At 44.5% G+C, this 17,320-nt stretch carries 14 protein-coding genes and 1 pseudogene; all 15 read right to left on the minus strand.

The window, feature by feature from the left end; genetic code table 11:
• Nucleotides 1-515: 515 nt before the first annotated feature.
• Nucleotides 516-866 (minus strand): annotated as a pseudogene (locus AC58QM_RS05290) (response regulator); the annotation flags it as partial.
• 35 nt (nucleotides 867-901) lie between these two features.
• The gene (locus AC58QM_RS05295) at nucleotides 902-2,803 is read right to left on the minus strand and encodes a hypothetical protein (RefSeq protein ID WP_497282014.1); all 1,902 of its coding nucleotides are present in this window, start codon (nucleotides 2,801-2,803) and stop codon (nucleotides 902-904) included.
• A 26-nt stretch (nucleotides 2,804-2,829) separates the two neighbouring features.
• Entirely contained in the window at nucleotides 2,830-3,369 is a 540-nt protein-coding gene (locus tag AC58QM_RS05300) for a PulJ/GspJ family protein (RefSeq protein ID WP_497282015.1), read from the minus strand.
• 6 nt (nucleotides 3,370-3,375) lie between these two features.
• Nucleotides 3,376-3,906 (minus strand): type IV pilus modification PilV family protein, encoded by a 531-nt coding sequence (locus tag AC58QM_RS05305; protein WP_497282017.1) that lies wholly within the window; start codon nucleotides 3,904-3,906, stop codon nucleotides 3,376-3,378.
• A 37-nt stretch (nucleotides 3,907-3,943) separates the two neighbouring features.
• A complete protein-coding gene (locus AC58QM_RS05310) occupies nucleotides 3,944-6,334 on the minus strand; it encodes a vWA domain-containing protein (protein ID WP_497282019.1) in 2,391 nt (796 codons plus the stop codon).
• Nucleotides 6,335-6,349: 15 nt separating this feature from the next.
• Nucleotides 6,350-7,549 (minus strand): S-layer homology domain-containing protein, encoded by a 1,200-nt coding sequence (locus AC58QM_RS05315; protein WP_497282021.1) that lies wholly within the window; start codon nucleotides 7,547-7,549, stop codon nucleotides 6,350-6,352.
• A complete protein-coding gene (locus AC58QM_RS05320) occupies nucleotides 7,550-8,620 on the minus strand; it encodes a type IV pilus twitching motility protein PilT (protein ID WP_497282022.1) in 1,071 nt (356 codons plus the stop codon).
• A gap of 31 nt (nucleotides 8,621-8,651) precedes the next feature.
• Nucleotides 8,652-9,356, minus strand: coding sequence for a hypothetical protein (locus AC58QM_RS05325; RefSeq protein ID WP_497282024.1), 705 nt, complete (start codon nucleotides 9,354-9,356; stop codon nucleotides 8,652-8,654).
• An 8-nt stretch (nucleotides 9,357-9,364) separates the two neighbouring features.
• The gene (locus tag AC58QM_RS05330) at nucleotides 9,365-9,976 is read right to left on the minus strand and encodes a PilN domain-containing protein (RefSeq protein WP_497282025.1); all 612 of its coding nucleotides are present in this window, start codon (nucleotides 9,974-9,976) and stop codon (nucleotides 9,365-9,367) included.
• A 5-nt stretch (nucleotides 9,977-9,981) separates the two neighbouring features.
• The gene (pilM, locus tag AC58QM_RS05335; RefSeq protein WP_497282027.1) at nucleotides 9,982-10,980 is read right to left on the minus strand and encodes a type IV pilus biogenesis protein PilM; all 999 of its coding nucleotides are present in this window, start codon (nucleotides 10,978-10,980) and stop codon (nucleotides 9,982-9,984) included.
• Between the two features lie 70 nt (nucleotides 10,981-11,050).
• On the minus strand, nucleotides 11,051-11,710 hold the full coding sequence (locus AC58QM_RS05340; RefSeq protein WP_497282028.1) for a prepilin-type N-terminal cleavage/methylation domain-containing protein: 660 nt from the start codon (nucleotides 11,708-11,710) through the stop codon (nucleotides 11,051-11,053).
• Nucleotides 11,711-11,745: 35 nt separating this feature from the next.
• On the minus strand, nucleotides 11,746-12,957 hold the full coding sequence (locus AC58QM_RS05345; protein WP_497282030.1) for a type II secretion system F family protein: 1,212 nt from the start codon (nucleotides 12,955-12,957) through the stop codon (nucleotides 11,746-11,748).
• A gap of 43 nt (nucleotides 12,958-13,000) precedes the next feature.
• The gene (locus AC58QM_RS05350) at nucleotides 13,001-14,731 is read right to left on the minus strand and encodes a GspE/PulE family protein (RefSeq protein ID WP_497282031.1); all 1,731 of its coding nucleotides are present in this window, start codon (nucleotides 14,729-14,731) and stop codon (nucleotides 13,001-13,003) included.
• 57 nt (nucleotides 14,732-14,788) lie between these two features.
• A complete protein-coding gene (locus tag AC58QM_RS05355) occupies nucleotides 14,789-15,778 on the minus strand; it encodes a VanW family protein (protein ID WP_497282033.1) in 990 nt (329 codons plus the stop codon).
• Between the two features lie 558 nt (nucleotides 15,779-16,336).
• Complete coding sequence (locus tag AC58QM_RS05360) at nucleotides 16,337-17,182, minus strand: helix-turn-helix transcriptional regulator (RefSeq protein ID WP_497282034.1); 846 nt, start codon at nucleotides 17,180-17,182, stop codon at nucleotides 16,337-16,339.
• Nucleotides 17,183-17,320: the final 138 nt, after the last annotated feature.

Raw genomic sequence — 17,320 nt, forward strand, 5'->3', positions numbered from 1 at the left:
TCTTGGTCCAAGTCTCCTTGCATTGCGGCAGCAAGCTTTTCCATTTCCGAGAGGCGATCTTCAGATTCGTCTGAAACTGAAAGTTCCATTACCTCTTCCATTTGTATGGGGTCCGTGGATTCCATCGCAATTTTAGACTCCTCCACTTCAGCAAAGGCCAGCAATACCTCTAGCGCGTTGACGACCTGAGCTGGTTTGGCTGCAACTTTCCGTTCCTCCACGACCTGACTCTTCATTTCGGGTTCAGGATTAGATTGTCGAAGTTCGATGACTTCTGGTACATGTACTTCTTCCACATCTTGTTTCGTATAAAGTAATACCTCAGGCTCTGAATAAGCTTGGTCAACTGCTTTCAGACCTTCAACTTGGGTGTTAGCACCTTCGGCTATATTAGCCTGCAATTCCAATTCTTCTTTCTCAAATATCGTCTCTTGGATCTCGATTTCTGCGGGAACGGTTTCCGTGCGTTGCATCTCTTGTGGTATTAAATGACCTATTACACGCGGCACACCATATTTACGAACAATTTCGTTAACGCGATTTGGTTTAAACGGTTTCATAACATAACCGTTCGCTCCTGCTTTTAGCGCATCAGAGATGAGATCTTGCTGACTCATAGCTGAACAGATGAGAACGACGGCTGTCGGATTGAGCTTGCGAATTTCTTTCATCGCTTCAATCCCGTCCATTTCAGGCATGGTAATGTCCATGAGAACAATATCCGGCTGAAGCTCCTCATACTTTTGTACAGCCTGTCTGCCATTCTCTGCTTCGCCAACCACCTCATGACCGTATTGCTTCAAAATATCAGTCAACATTTTCCGCATAAATTTCGTATCGTCAACGACTAGGATTTGGAATGACATTGAAGGTACCTCCTTCCAGAATGGTTAATCTGTCCTTACTTGATGTATTTGATATTCTTCACAAACACGTTAAAATTGTCAGTCGTTGGGATGCCATCTGGAGGTGCGTCATAGAGATTATCATCGTAGAAAATCTGGAGCCGAGATGGTTTCGAATTGCCCAATTGAATTTCTGGGACGTCTCTATTCCAATCCGTACTCCCTTGGTATCTCTTAACCGTGCTCCCTCCGCCAGTGAGTAAGTCACCTTTCACAGCATTAAGTTCAACTCCCCCAGTACCACCGTGTATGCCACCGGTCAGCCACAGCTTCGAAATGACCCCATACAAACGAATGCCTTGTTTGGTATAGAAGAAGGCGCGAACATTTTCATCACCCGCGTTCGTACTATTTCCTAGTACAATTTCGCCAGAAGCCACGACAATAAGCGGGGTTTGCGATGAACCTGTTGATCCTTCCACTTCTTTGTTAATCGACGTCATCTGCTTTAACTCTACATTTCCATCTACATACACTGTGCCTTGCAGCCAAACATTCCCAATAATCTTCAAATCACCCTTGATGTACATCGTGCCCTTCGGAAAACGGAAGCCGTTATTCAGAGTTACATTGCCATCAACTGCGACGAATTTACCAGCTGCTAGTGAAAGTTCTCCTCGCAAGTCAGCGGCAACTAAATTCGGATCGGGCGACTTCACATACACAGAACCATTACTAAGCTTGAGCTTCGAGGCATCATTCGCCATCGTGAGAACGCCATTATTCACGAACATATCCGCCTCGTTTGCAGCGGAGACAGCGTCCTTAACGTTCACCTCACCATCAACAGTCACCCACAAATCGTTGTATAGCATACTCTTTGTCAGATCACCGAATAACGGCGGAAGCTCAATCAACTCTGGATTAGGCTCCGAATTACCACCTAAAGACAAAGCAGCTAATTTGACTTGTAATTCGGTTTGCGTTTTATTCAAAACATACCCCTGCACATCGACATCAATATCAGCGTCAAGGGTAGGATCTTCTAAAGGAAAATTCTGAGGAGCAAAATAGTCCGGCTTTACAATGTCACTCGCATCCGTAATTGGCAGGGATTCAGTCACACCATCAGATTGTGTAAAATTGAACTTCCTTGGCACAATGATATCCTGATCACCACCTACCCGAATAAATCCGCGGATCGCTGGAAGTCCCGTTTGTATGCCATATTTACTCAGATTGGTTCCGCTCGCAGTCCCCGTAAATAAAGCTTCATCTCGGATTTTCAGATGATTGGCCACATAAATATCACCGGTTATAGAAGGCGTTCCATTCAGCAAAAGATCACCGCCGGATGATACGGGATACCGAAATACCGGGTTAATCGTACTCACATACACAGTCATCACTTTGGTTACGACTGTAACTGGCTTCCCCTCCATGATTCCTCGCGAGGTAATGGTAAACTTGCGCACATAGGGTGCATCAGGAATCGCCAAAGGCTTTTTCGGCGATAACTCTGGATTCGTAGGCTCATCAAGCACAACATCAACTTGATAGCTTCCTTTCTTGGCTTTAACCACTTCTCCATTCTTATCGTTGGGATTATTGGGATCACCTATATGCTTATCAATAAATGGAAGCATCATTTCGACGATTTGCTTTTCTACATGGCTAACACGATTCCGATAGTTCGTCCCGCCATTGAATTCTCCTTGCGCAACCGCTCGCCGGATTTGTGCCAATGTGTCGTCCAAGCCTTTCTGTGCAATGGCCTCCGCTTGAACGCTTGATTCTGTCGTCGCAGCTTGGATAGCTCCACCTCGCAGCACGCTCATGAGAATGAGCCCCATCATGGTCATTAACACAACGGCCAGCAAAGCGATAACTAGCGCAGAGCCTTGCTCAGGATGCATCCTCGGTTGGAGGTCGTTGTTGTCTTCATTCACAGTGTTCAATGTATGCCTCCTCCAATCCGTCCCATTTAATCATTGCGAAATAGTGGGATTTGCGAATCAATGACCAGTTTCGGATTATCTGCGTCCTTATACTGATTACTATTCACTCTGGCATATTCGAGCGTCACTTGAACACGGTCATGATTCTGACTCGCTTCACTCAAGCTACCCTCACGAATCGTAAATTTGCTTCCCAGCTGGAAAACACGTTTAACCGCATTCGTGCCAGCTTCCCTAATTTCAATTTTCCCGCCGCCTTTTGGATCCGGTATAACTTCCATTTCAAAAAGATCAATATACATTTTTGGATCATTGTTCTTCTTCGCATACCGAATGATCTTCTTATCCGTTCCCTCATCCTGAACGTAGATCGCTTCCTTCAGCTCCGATATAATCTGGCTGTACAACCCGTCTCCTTGATTACGCATCTGGGTTTCCATCGTGACTCGTTTATACATCGACACGCCCATTAGCATAAAAGAGTACAGGATGGAGGCTACCATGCCGAAGATCAGCAAAGCAGCCAGAATCTCAATCAAGGTCATCCCTTTCTCATTCCGCTCCATGTGGCGCTACCACCTTTTGATAAGATACGTATCGAGTGTCGTTGATGATTTGGCTGATGGGACTGCAATTGACTCTTCGCCTGACCAGTATACAGTAACGAACATTTGAGCCAAATAGTCGTCCGAATCATTACGAAACGGATCTGCAGCCTCCCAGCGAGAATAGCTCTTATCTAGTTCAACCAAATAGTGGTAGAGCGTGCCATTAATCTCAGTCGCTTTTAATCTGCCTTTCATTAACTCTGAACCATTACTCGATAAGTCACCTGAAAATTTGGGACTGCTCGTCAACAATGGAACAATGGCATCTTCATAGCCCGTTTTAAAAACGTCGCGCAGCTCAGCTGCTTTCAAACGAGCTAAGTTAGCGCCAATTATTTTGCGGCTTTCTTGTGCCGATTTATCTACAGCTGAAGTAAAATATCCCATCAGCGTAACGCTGATAATCGACATAATCGTCACAGCAATCAAGATTTCCACGAGTGACATGCCGTCTTCGTTAGACTCCACTTGCTTCAGACGTTCATTGCGGCGCACCGTAAGTCCTCCTCACTACCTCACCGATTTCGCCGGTCTAGTTGTTGTTTTGTTCTGTATCGAATTGAACACTAAACGGTTGTTGAACGATTTCAACATTGGAACTATCAACCAACTTTAAGAACACGTAGGAAGTCCCTATTGTCATATTGGTTTTGGTCGTTACCGTTAAACGTTTCGATGTTAATGGTTTCCAATCGCTTTTCTCTGGTGTTGCTGAAGACGGCATAATCGCATAATACATTGCTTTCAGTGTGTATCCTTCCTTTATAACGCTGCCAAACGGGCGATCAGCTACTGGATACTTCTCATCCACTATCGTTACACTAACCGGTTTATCCGAAATGTCGCCTGCCTTATAATTCACACCTTTAAGCGTAGCTGTCGGACCCGGATTGATAACGAAATACTCTGGCGTCTGCGCCGTAGAAGTTGTTCCACCAATGGATGTCGCTTCAAAATGAATTTGATGCCATCCTTGGCGTTGCTCAAGCGTTCCCAATCCTGCCACATCACTTAAACGGAAAGCATACGTATTGCCATTCTTCGCCATTTTCGGAGAGCTGGATGAGATGGAAAGTGCTTTATTATCGAACCAAACTCTAACACTCGTTACGGGACTTAAATCATCCGTTGCCGTAATATAAATGATGGCATCATTCGTCGGTTTTGTGATATCAATGTCGTTACTCCAGCTAATCAATGGCCCTGAACTATCTAAGGAGACATTTCCAGTCGCAACTGCCCCAGCAATAGGAGTCAAAGCACTACCACTGATTGCATTTGTAAATGCTCGTGTTTTAAAATTCATACCATCCCCATCTGGAACGACCACACCGTCTGTTGTTTGCTTTTGCCAATTGCCATTATTCACGGATATCTCATAACCCGCAATATAGTTACCTTGGAAATCATCATTCGCATAGACAGTAGTGTTAGGAAGTTGTGAAATGGAACCAGAAACAGAACGAAGCTTTCCTGGTCCAAAATGCCAGCCATTCTCATTAATCAGCTTGCCATTCCCATCAACGAGTTCATATGACGCTGGCGCTTTAGGCTTCAAATCAATTTGCTCTGTTGTACCATCCTTATAGCTAATCCTTACAATCGAATGATCAGTATCCACAAAGTGTATATCCGTGATCGCTGAATTTTTATTCTTAATCGTCCATTGCTTCTGCTTATCACTTGCGCGTAACCGCTGCAATTCACCTACACTATTCCCGATATACACATTCTCGTATTTATCAAGGACACGAACACTAACAGACAGCTGTGTATTGAAATTAATGTTGAACTGTCGGTTCGCATTACATGCATCTTTGTAAGTTACTTTGGCATCTTGCAGTGGATAATCGCCTGCAGCAGTGTCAGGAATTAACTTAATAGCTAGATCAATCTTGTCTTGCTCCGGGCTAAATGGAAAATTGATATCACCAACGTTAATTACAACTTCGTGTGTGGCAGCTTCATATTTTACATTCGAAGCATTTTCGCCTGGCGCCAAGATGAAACCAGTTGGAATCGGTTGACGCAGTGTCACCGTTTTAAGTTGAGTTGGCGTTTCAATCGTTTTGGTAATGTTATCAAAAACGGCTGAAAGCTGGCTGGTAGAACTTGCTTCATAAGCGGTTCCTCCGGTTTTAGTAGCAATATAGTTCAGTAATTCCAAATCAATCTCCTCAGAGCCTGGCGTAGCCAAAGCGATCGTAAATACTTTAATGCCTAGACCTGCTAATACATCTGCATCTGCTTTTGCTGCGGCTTTGGCACCTGTATCATTCGTTATCACCTTATTGCCGTCGTTTTCATTGGTCCAAACCGTTGCTTTACCATCTGTAAGCAAAATAATTTGTTTTACGGGCTTCGTTCCCGACGCAGTTAACATTGTCTTCGCTTTAGCGAGACCATCGTCAATATTCGTACTGCCATTAGCTTTGAATTTTTCGATCTCCGATTGAACATTCGTGTAATTCGTATCCAAATCAAGTACTTTTGTCGCATCAGAACTAAATTTAATAAGTCCAATACGGTCCCCCATGTTCACGCTTGTAAATTTATTGGTCAATGTAGCTGAGGCATCCTTTAAAATCTGAAGACGAATAGGTGTTCTGCTATTATCTTTATCCATATGGTAGGCCATACTGCCAGAAACGTCGGCTACGAAAGCAATATCTACAGGATCACGCCTCTGCGTTACCGTATGAGTCCCGCTCGGATCCAGTGTGTAATTGATCGTAACTAATTGGTTCCGCTCAACACTGGTAACAGGCACATTACCTACACCGCTAATGGCTAAACAACCATTATCTACTTCTGTCCCATAAGCGGGGCTCGATCCTACAAAAGCAGCAGGAAGCATACTCGTAAGCAGCATCCCAGCCAGCATGATCGCGCTTTTCTTTTTCATTTTAAGATACCAATGCATGGATTGAACTCCTTCCTACACCAAATGAATGATTCTCGAGATGACCTTAAATGCTTCTGCCCGAGTAAGTGACCCTTGTGGTCTGAATGAACCGTCTTCATATCCGCCGACAATACCTGCCTTTATCACATTTTGCAGGGATGCCTTATTCTTATCTGTTAAGCTTGTGATGTCATTGAAATCGCCAGTTCCCGTACCGACCTTCACGTCAAATTTCTGTAAAATGCGATCAACCAGTCCAACCATTTCTATCCGTGTAATCGGTAAGTCTGGCGAGAAATTTAGATCCACGGGTCTCAGGTCAAGCAATCCCATCGATTGCGCAGAAGCCACCATGCCGGTCGACCAATGTTTCCCCATGTCCTCATAACCCACCACCAGTGACTTCACAGGTTCCATGCCTAAGGATTTTACGACTAGCGTGATAAATTCCGCTTTTGAAAGTGTTCGGTTCGGTCGAATTGTGTGATCTTCGTATCCATCAATAATCGACTTTTGCATCAAATCGAGAATTTCTTCTTTCGCCCAATGCGTCTCTGCATCAGAAGGCACTGTCTTTACGGTTGTTTGTTTCCACGTGCGCAGTGTCGGTACTGCTGCTGGTATATCACCAGCTTTTTTCACTGAACCCAGCTCCTTCGCAACAGCGCGATCTGGATTTTGAAAAGCGATACCGTATACGTTAATCAAACCATCTGAAGTGACCTTCGCACCTCCATGAAGTGCAGCTTCCGCATCTGTTGGAATGTTAGCCCATGGCACTTTACCTAGGTAGGCTTTTACACGGTACAACTCTTGGGATGCACTTTCGAAGTACGAACGGACGATCTCGTCTACATCTGTCGCATGAAAATCAAGCTCACCTGTCGGCTTGACACCGATTTCATCCCAGAACACGAGTAAGTCGTTATTGTCTCGCGCAATCGCTCCGGTCCAAATTTTCACATGTGCGCCTGTTGCATCTGCTTTCGTAACTACAGCATAAGGTTCCTTGGAAACAACCATACCGACTTCCCAACCCGTGAGTGATAACTTCATCGTTTCGTATTTCTGATTCCGAGCTTCGTAATCAAGACCTTGTACAATAGCAAATGGGTTGCTTACTTGGCTGGACACTGCTGTGTTAACCGTCGTTTCGCTTGCTAAGACCGCAGATGGAGACATGATGGATACAACAAGTAACGCAATGACGAGTGCATGTTTATGTTTTTTCATTTAATCTTCTCCTAAGGTCATTTCATATTCTTTGATCGCATCTCGGTGAATGATCCCCTCTTCAACAAGCTGTTTCAGACTGGAAACCATCGTTTGCATCCCGATTTGGCGGTTCGTTTGAATGACAGATTTGATTTGATAAATCTTTTCTTGGCGAATCAAGTTCGCAACAGCGGGTGTATTAATGAGTATTTCAAGCGCCATGGCTCTCCCTCTGCCATCCATACGCGGAACTAAACGCTGGGATAAGACACTAATCAATACGGAGGCAAGCTGTACGCGAATTTGTCTCTGCTGTTCGGTAGGGAATACATCGATAATCCGATCGACGGTTTGAGGCGCATCCGGGGTATGCAGTGTTGCCAGAACTAAGTGACCTGTTTCAGCAGCCGTGATAGCTGTCTTAATCGTTTCTAAGTCCCGCATCTCGCCGACAAGAATAACATCTGGATCTTGACGAAGTGCAGATCGCAAACCGTTGGAGAACGTCAATGTATCAATACCAATTTCACGCTGCGCGACAAGACAGTTTTTACTTGGATGAATGTACTCAATCGGATCTTCCAAGGTGATGATATGTTTCTTCTGCGTTTCATTAATAAAATCGATAATGGAGGCAAGTGTAGTAGACTTCCCGCTACCAGTAGGACCTGTTACTAGGACTAGACCTTGATGCTTATATGCAAATTCCTGAACCAAATCTGGCAGATTTAAGCTAAAAAGGGATGGTACTGTCGTCGATAACACACGAAATACCATGTTGATATGTCGTTTTTGCTTAAACACATTTCCTCGATAACGGGACAGTCCAGGAAGCTCGAACGAAAAGTCGACCTCCCCTTTTTTGGATAACGTTTCGTATTGCTCTTTTGTTAATATTTCTTTCGCCATTCGATGGGTATCCTCTGGCGAAAGCACCGAATCAACCACCTTCATTAATTTCCCATGAAGCCGCATAAGCGGTTCTGTGGTTGCATTAATATGCAAATCAGAAGCCTTCGACTCGTAAGAAACACGCAGCAAATCTTTCAGTGATAACATGTCAGACGTGGTTGGTGCTATCATACTCATCGTATTTCCTCCTGAATGGATATGAATTTCATTAATAAAGTGGATTCGTCTTGCCAGCTGGCTTGTAATATGGAACCGGCAGCGGTGCCTTGAAGAACTTCTGTAATCCAGGCGCATAATACGAAACAAGCGAAATGTTGACCGTAATCTCCCGTTTGGATGCGTTTAATTTCACAGGTGCTGCACCTTTAATAGCAAATGTCAGCTTATCCACTTGCATCAAACGATTCGCTGTTTGCAACTCACCAAGAAAGCGGCGAATTTGCTGATAATCCCCTTTAACTGTTGTATTGAGCTTAACTGGGATCGCTAGTGATGGCATGACAGCCGCTGTCGCAGCAGGCGTTGTGCTTCCATTAGCAGGCTGTGCACTAGAAGCTGGTGCAGCAACAGGATCTGCGGCTTTGCCAATCTCAAAGTTATAAGAAGCTAACGACATTTTCGTAATGACTTCCAGCATTCTCACTTCGCGAATGAGACCTTCCACATCGGGCACTTCTGGCACACGACTGCGCGCTTTGGAAAGGCTGATTTGCTCGGCTGCGCCTACTGCGCTTCCTCCAGCAGCCCGTTTATTCAATGAATCCAGCTCTTGCTTCTTTTGGACTAACAATTTCGCTTTGGACTCCCTTTCACTTTGCAGCGGAGAGACGAAATTCATGTAGACCATCACGAGCGCCAACGCAAGGATGACAGCTACGATGATTTGATTTCTTGTGCTGTTAAGCATGCTCATTCGCGAGATCAACCTTTCTTGGTGGCATCGGACTTGTACTGCAGCTCAAAAGTAGCTTGAATGACAGGTAAAGGCGGATCTGTTACTGCTGCTCCACTTTTATCCTCTTGTGTGGCAGCCAACTTATTCATCCCGCTTGTTGCAATTAAAGTAAAGGAGGTTGAGGCTTTCGTCGCTTGCATGAATGTAATCACATCTTCACTCGAAGCAAAATTCCCTGTCACTTTGAGCTTATTTCCATCCCCAAAGCTCAATGCCGTGATATTGGATGCGAGCGGCATGAGGGCTGAGAGTTTATCCAATACATCTGTGGCTAAGGGCTTACTGGCGATAATTTGTTTCGGAATGGAGATGAAATCAGCAACAGCCCCGGCTGTTGGGGAATTGGCAAGTTTCGATTGACCTTCCTTAATTTGAAGGTTCACTTGCTCAATGGCGGTATTCGTCTTTTTCAGTTCTGATTTTGCGGTCGTATACATCCATCCCATGCCGCCAACCACCACGACGATTGCTGCCATAAATACATAGCGGAGTAGCGGACTTGATCCTGCTTGCTCTTCCTGCCGCATTTGCAGCAAGTTAATTTCGATGGACTGAAGTTTCTGTACACTTGCGCTCATCGTCCTTAAGCTCCTTTCATCGCTAGTCCAACTGGAACCGCGTAAGCTTGACATGTTGTATCTTCATCTTTCAAAATAGCCTGCAATGGAAACGAAGTAATCTCCCCCGTAAAAGCGCTTTCCAGATGCTCTGGCAGTGCAGTTACCCACTCATGCTCACCTACGAGATACACGAGTTCCACATGCTTTTGATCCGTAGACACCGTATATTGGAAATAATTCAATACACGACCAAGCTCCATGGATAAATTGCGCGCATAAGCCGCAAGTTGATCTGTCCCCGTGTCCAAGAAAAAGCTCGTATTGATTTGAATCGATCTGAAAAATACCGGAATGCCATTCACGAATATGCTGACATCCGCATGGTCGGGCTCGACATGCAGCAGCATGAATCGATCCTTCATCGCGGAGCCGGTTAACCGAGTATGGCGTACCAACATGCGGTGTAGCGCCAGCGGTGCGAGGTCAACAGCCACAGGAACGAGTCCTGATTGCTTGATGACATGCGCATAGCTTTCAACTACTTCGCTAGGCGTTGCAAAAATAAGGACTTCTTCTTGCCCAGAGGCTTTAGACGATTTCACAGCGCCTTCCACCGAAGCCGCTGTCTCATCCTTTGGTGCGCCTAATCGAACAAAGTCAAAAACAGGGTTCTTAAATGGCAGCTGCTGCCCGCCATGTAATTCAACGTCAATCATGTTGCGTAATGCTTTATCTTTTAAGGCCGAAAAGACCGATTTACGCAGCACCACATTAGAAAGCGGTACTGTGACATTGATATGTGCACCTTGTAACCCTATTTGTTTCACTAAGGTTGAAATGCGACCAATGACCGCGTCTTCGTCCACGAATTTTCCGTGTTTAATACTGCCTCTATCCAGCGCGATGGAATGACGCTGTGTCAGGGTAACTTGCCCATTCACATTCATAATTTCAACTAACTTCGCTTCTGTATCCGAAATTTGCATGCCGTATGTGTATTTGCTAATTTTCTTTGCGAACATTGCGGTAACTCCTCTCGGGTATGCATAAGGGATAAGGGGCGCGCCGCTAGGCGGCGCGCTTGAATTGGAATTATGGTAATACGACAGCAATTGTATCTAGGTTAGCCTCTTCTACACCTGGTGTACCTACGTCAGTACCATCAACAGTTAGGTAATTATGTGTGCCATTTAATAGGTGTACAACATAAGTAAATATTCCAGCAGTATTTGTAATAACTACTTTTGATCCATCTGTTGCTGGAGCTGTAGGCGTAGTTGTTTTTGTTCCAGCCGTGTACGTAGTTCCTTTGTTCGATGGATCTTGTGGTATAATTTGTAAATATCCTTTTGCCTGTAGGTCTGCCATATTGACTGTTACGTTTCCGTTAGTAGGCACCGTAATCCCTTCGCCAGTTACGTAAAGTCTTGCAGCATCAACCATCATATGAGCATTCGATTTATGAGCATTCGCTTTCGTTCTCTCAAGAATGGAGCTAATGGATGGTATTGCGATTGCTGCAATAATAGCAATAATGACGATTACTGCTAGCAACTCGATGAGTGTCAACCCTTTTTCATTCTTCATTGCTTCTCTGAAAGACATTTTAGGAGCTTTAAAACCTTCAATTTGTTTGTTTTCCATGGCGATTGCGCTCATTTCATTCCCACCTCTTGGTTTATTTTGATTATGTACGTTCTCTTGCCAAACTGTTGTTGCTTTATGTTGGATTGCTTGTAAAACCGCAGACATGTCTATCTATCACCTCCCTTCAAGCCTGAATGACATTAGCCTAAGAAATTATCGTACATTTTGAACATCGGACTCATAATTGCAGCGACAATGACTCCGACAATACTGGAAATAAACAATAACATCAGAGGTTCAATGACCGCCTTTAATCGATCGACACTTTGATCAACATCGGCTTCAAAGAAATCGGCAATTTTTGCAAGCATGTTATCGACTTGCCCTGTTTCCTCACCGATCATCAGCATTTGAACGACCATTTTCGGAAAAATACCGCTTTTCTGAATCGGCTCCGATAACATTTTGCCTTGCTGCAAACTATCTTTTGCTTCAAGCAGCACCTTGGCAATAACGCGATTACCAACGACTTTCGCTGTCACATCAAGCGCCTGTAGTACTGGCACCGCACTAACGAATAGCGATGACATCGTGCGTGTCATTCTTGCAACTGCTGCTTTTTTGAGAATAATTCCGAAAACGGGTATCTTAAATTTGATCGTATCAACCCAGAATTTCCCCTCCTCACTTGATGTGAAGCTCCGATAGAGAACAATCAATCCAACAAGTCCAGCCAAGAACATCCACCAATAATGAACGATTGCGTCGCTTGAACTCATGACAAATCTCGTAATCAATGGTAATTCCGAGCCTTGATCCATAAACATGGATGCGAATGTTGGTACAATTTTTATCAGAAGGAAAATGACGACAACGATAGCGATGACCAGAACAACGATTGGATAAGTCATAGCTGACTTCACCTTTTGCACTATTTTGTGTTCTTTCTCGTAATGTTCAGCCATTCGTTCAAGTACTTCGTCCAAGTTACCTCCCGTTTCACCAGAGGCCATCATATTAACAAACATGTCGGGAAATACTTTCGGGTGTTCTCCCATTCCTTTCGATAAGGGATGGCCATTGCGGATTTGCTCCGAAATATCACCTAAAGCTGCTTTCAAATACTTGGATGTCGATTGATCTTCAAGAATAGAAACCGCTTGGTCGATTTGAATACCAGCTCGGATCAAGGTAGCAAATTGTCGACAGAAGATAACGAAGTCCTCCAACTTAACTGCTCGTCCAATGTGAATCTCCAGATCCATCGCTGTTTTCCGCTGCTCTTGGATACTTCGTATGGTAATTCCGCGTCCTCGCAGCTCCGTTATGGCCAACTGCTTGTTCTGGGCCTTGATCAGCCCCTTCAGCTTCTTACCGCTTTCGTTGACGGCTTCATACGTAAAGTTCGCCAAGTTAACATTCACCCCCAATCAACACTTGCTTTCTTTGCTGTCGTTATTCGTCCGCCACGGCTTTTAACACTTCTTCAATCGTTGTGTGTCCTTGACGAATCTTGAGCAAACCATCATATAGCATGTTCTTAAAGCCGTGCTTAACCAAATGCTGCTCTAACTCACTTACTGGTCGGTTCTGCACAATTAGGCTGCGCAGCGGTTCATCCACGACTAGCAACTCGTGAACAGCAATACGACCTCTATAACCTGTTTTGTTGCATGTGCCACAGCCTTTACCTCTGGTCACCATGACTTGCTTATCGGCTAATTTTGGCGAAGTCAGCGGAACTACGACACCTGTACCTGTACCCGCCAATGATTGCTCACTGCCACCCAGTAGTCCAGCCGTTTCCAGCATCTTAATTTCATCTTCTCTAGCTGGTACTTGTGCTGCGCATTCTCTACACACTCGCCGTACTAAACGCTGAGCGACGATACAGGAGAGCGATGATGCGATTAAATAGGAATCGATACCCATATCGACTAGCCGGCTTATTGTGCTGACTGCACTATTCGTATGGATGGTGCTTAAGACTAAATGTCCTGTAAGAGAAGCACGCACCGCAATCTCGGCCGTTTCTGCGTCCCGGACCTCCCCGACCATGACGATGTTCGGATCTTGTCGTAGGATGGAACGTAAACCGGATGCAAAGGTTAATCCAATCTGCGAGTTAACCTGCACTTGCGTGACACCATTCATCCGATACTCGACCGGATCCTCAACCGTGATGATTTTGACATCATCACCGTTCAATTGTCCGAGTGCGGAATAGAGCGTTGACGTTTTCCCGCTTCCTGTAGGTCCTGAGATCAGCATGATCCCATTTGGCTTTTGAATCATTTTGTCGAATTTCACCAGATTGGCTTCACTGAGTCCTAATTCGGCAATTTTTTTCACACCTGCGGATTGATCTAAAATCCGGAGAACGATACTTTCACCATGAACTGTCGGTAACGTGGATACCCGAATATCAATTCGGCGGTTATCGACCTGCATCTGGATGCGACCATCCTGCGGCAACCTGCGTTCCGCGATATTCAGCTTCGCAATAATCTTCAAACGAGCAGTCAATACACCTTGCATATGCTTCGGCAGCGCTTTCTCTGTTCGCAGCACACCATCAATCCGGTATTTCACGATCAGTTGCTTCTCTTGTGGATCAACGTGAATATCGGACGCCCTCTGCTGCACAGCGGATTGAATGATTTGGTTCACTAGCTTTACAATCGGTGAACCTTGGTCATTTGCTTCCGATTCCTCGTCCTTGATTTCGATCTTGTCCAAGTCGACCATGAGCTCATCGACGGATTCTTTCATGCCATAGTTTTTCGTAATCGCCTGCTCAACCTCAGAGCGAATCGCAATGACGGGCTGCACACTCATATTCGTCGCCATGCGAATTTCTTCAATCGCGCCGTAGTTCAGCGGATCAACCATCGCGACCTTGATTTTGCCATTTTTACGTTCGATAGGAATGACACAGTGCTTACGCGCTAGCGCTTCTGGAATTAATTGAACTGTTGGCATATCCAGCTGCGTCTCAAACATATTGACGACTGGAAAACCTAATTGAAATTCCAGGACTTCGACTAACTGTCTTTCTGTAATCAACCCTTTATCGATGAGAATCTCACCGATTTTCTTCCGTGTGTGCACTTGCTGCTTCAGCCCTTGCTCAAGCTGATCCTCCGTGATGAGTCCGTTCATGACAAAAAGTTCACCTATGCGCATTGGGGGGTCCTCCCTTCTGTTGATAGAGTACGTAACGGATCTGTGCAACCTTGTGATCTATGGTGATTTAAGTTCTTCCGCAGTTGGCGCCTTTGCGATAACAATAGGACGTGGTGCGTAGAAATCTTTATATATCAGCTCGTTCTTGCCATCATTCTTCTCATCAGCGAACACTTTGACTAGAAGTCCTGATTGGCCTTCACTTCGTTTAGCTTCACCTTGACCCGCCAGCGTAAAATCGATCACAAACATGCTCTCCGGTGCGAATACTTCTTTCGTAACCGTAATTTTAGGAGCTTTCCACTCTGCTTTCGGTTTTCCATTCAACGTCAGGATTGGAATTTCACCGTTATACATCACGCCTACCGTTAAGGGCACATCCAGCGAGTTATACAATGTTAAATCCTTCTGCTCGCCTTGAATTTCAACATCGAATCCTGCAGCTGCATAGCTCGGATTATCTTGATGTGCATAACGCTCACCAACTTGCAAGCCAGCTCGTAATGCAGCTTCATACAGTAACGAGGCTACCTGAGATAGCTCATCTGCTTTCTTCTCTGGCACTTTGCCTTTGCTAGCTTCAGCCAACCAAGCTTGAAAGGAGAACAACTTCCCTGGGTCAAGTTTGATTAATCCTGCCTGCTCCAGCCATGCTTTGACATTGGCATTAACTCCGACAATACTTTGTGCTTGTGAGATCACTTGTAAGCCCGCCGTTGCTGCTGGTGCCGTTGTTTGTGCTGGCGTGCTTGCAGGCATTACTGTTGGTGCTGCCGATGTGGTAGCTGTTGGTGCTCCACTTACAGTTGGTGTCGGTTTGACCGATGGCTTCGCACTATCTTTATCCGCCCCAGCTGCTAAGGCAATACCTTTCGTTGCCGTATTGTCCGTGGCTTTCCAGAACATGAGGCTTTCCAACTTGTGCTCTGAATTCCACTCGATGAATCCTGCCGCCGATAAACCATATACACTTCCAGAACCGACGACGCCTAGAAGAAGAATCCATTTAATAGGCTGCAGGATCAAGGCCTTTCTTCTTTGTCTCATAGCCTACCGTCCCTCAAAGCTCGACATTTTCCCTCCCGTTTCGGTGGGATGCCTCAAATATAGACGGTAATTTCTGTAGAGCAAATCATACATATTTATTAATTCAAATGACCTAATGCATGAACTATAATTCTTAAGGTATGCCTACTAGGAATGGGCCATTTTATAGGGATTTCAAGCTAGTTGACAGTCTCATCCGAGGACAGAAGTCGGGATATTTCAACAGAACTCATACTTTGGAAGCGATTTCATATAGTTCTTTCGAAACGTCTTCTACTGTAGTAAATTTCTATCTTTATATATCTCACAAGCCTATCTATCTGATCGATCGTGTTTTTTCAGCAATTTCAGTGAAAAATGGGTCTTCCACATGTATCCCATCTATCAATTTTCACGCTACTACGAAGTTTACATTCGCTTTTTCAAGACAAAAAAGCCTCATCCCACGTACATCCTGTGAGATAGAAGCTTTTTTTACAAATTTGAACCATTTCTCTGCTTAACACGTCATTATTATTAGATGTGCCATACATGTATCTGTCTAATTTTCGTATAGCATTAAATAGCACCAAGAACACTTAGAATCAAAGAAGCTTTGGAATTGACTTTGAGCTTGCGATTAATTTTAGTAACATAGACTCGAACAGTATTCTCACTAATTCCCAGAACTTTTCCTATTTGCTTATAATCATAATCTAGCAGCCAATACGTTGCGACTTCCTTCTCCCGAAGCGTTAACTTGAAGGCTTTCAATCGTTCTTCCAGCATTTCCTCAACGAACCAAGTTTTACTTTGCAGCTCTGTTTTTCTTAACTCATATTCGAGCAGAAGCGCAATTGACTTGATGCATGGATACATGAAAGGTGCGGAAATGTGCTCAAAAGCCGTCAAAACTAAGTACCCTATAATTTGATTATCAGCCGGTTGTATCGGAACACACATCGTCACCCAATTATGCATCGTATCCAGATAATGATCTTCACCACTTATCCATACTGGACGCTGAAGGTCAATTGCAGCCGACACTGCATTTGTACCCGCACTAGAAAGTGATAACGAAGAACCAATGCCGATATTATTCAAATTCGCGGCTTGTAGAATGGAACGTTCATCCCCATTAATTGTTAATATGACCCCGTGATTATCTGTTACCATTAATAAATTCGGAAAATAAAAGGTATTCGTCTTCAAATGTGCTTGCCGAAGTATGACATCCATGAGTACTTGGTTTTTAGCTAGCAGCCGTTCCATCATCTTGCCTTGCACGCGAAACCTCACGCGCGTCGAATCTCTTTGAACGCCATTAAGAAATGATTTCTCATGCAGCTTGGCAATCTCCACTTGGGAGATGCCTATTTTCTCTGTAAATTCATGCATTTGCGTCTCTTCAGCTAAACCTTTCATCAATTCCACTCCTTCTTCCCTATATACCCTTGTAATGAAATAGCATCCATGCTGTGAGTAGAATTGAATTATTTGTCGTTTATCGCCGTATCTTTTCACAACCTTTACAAAATTTTGTATTTTTCGCGCATGTGTCAC

This window comes from Paenibacillus sp. J22P165 (assembly GCF_059692015.1).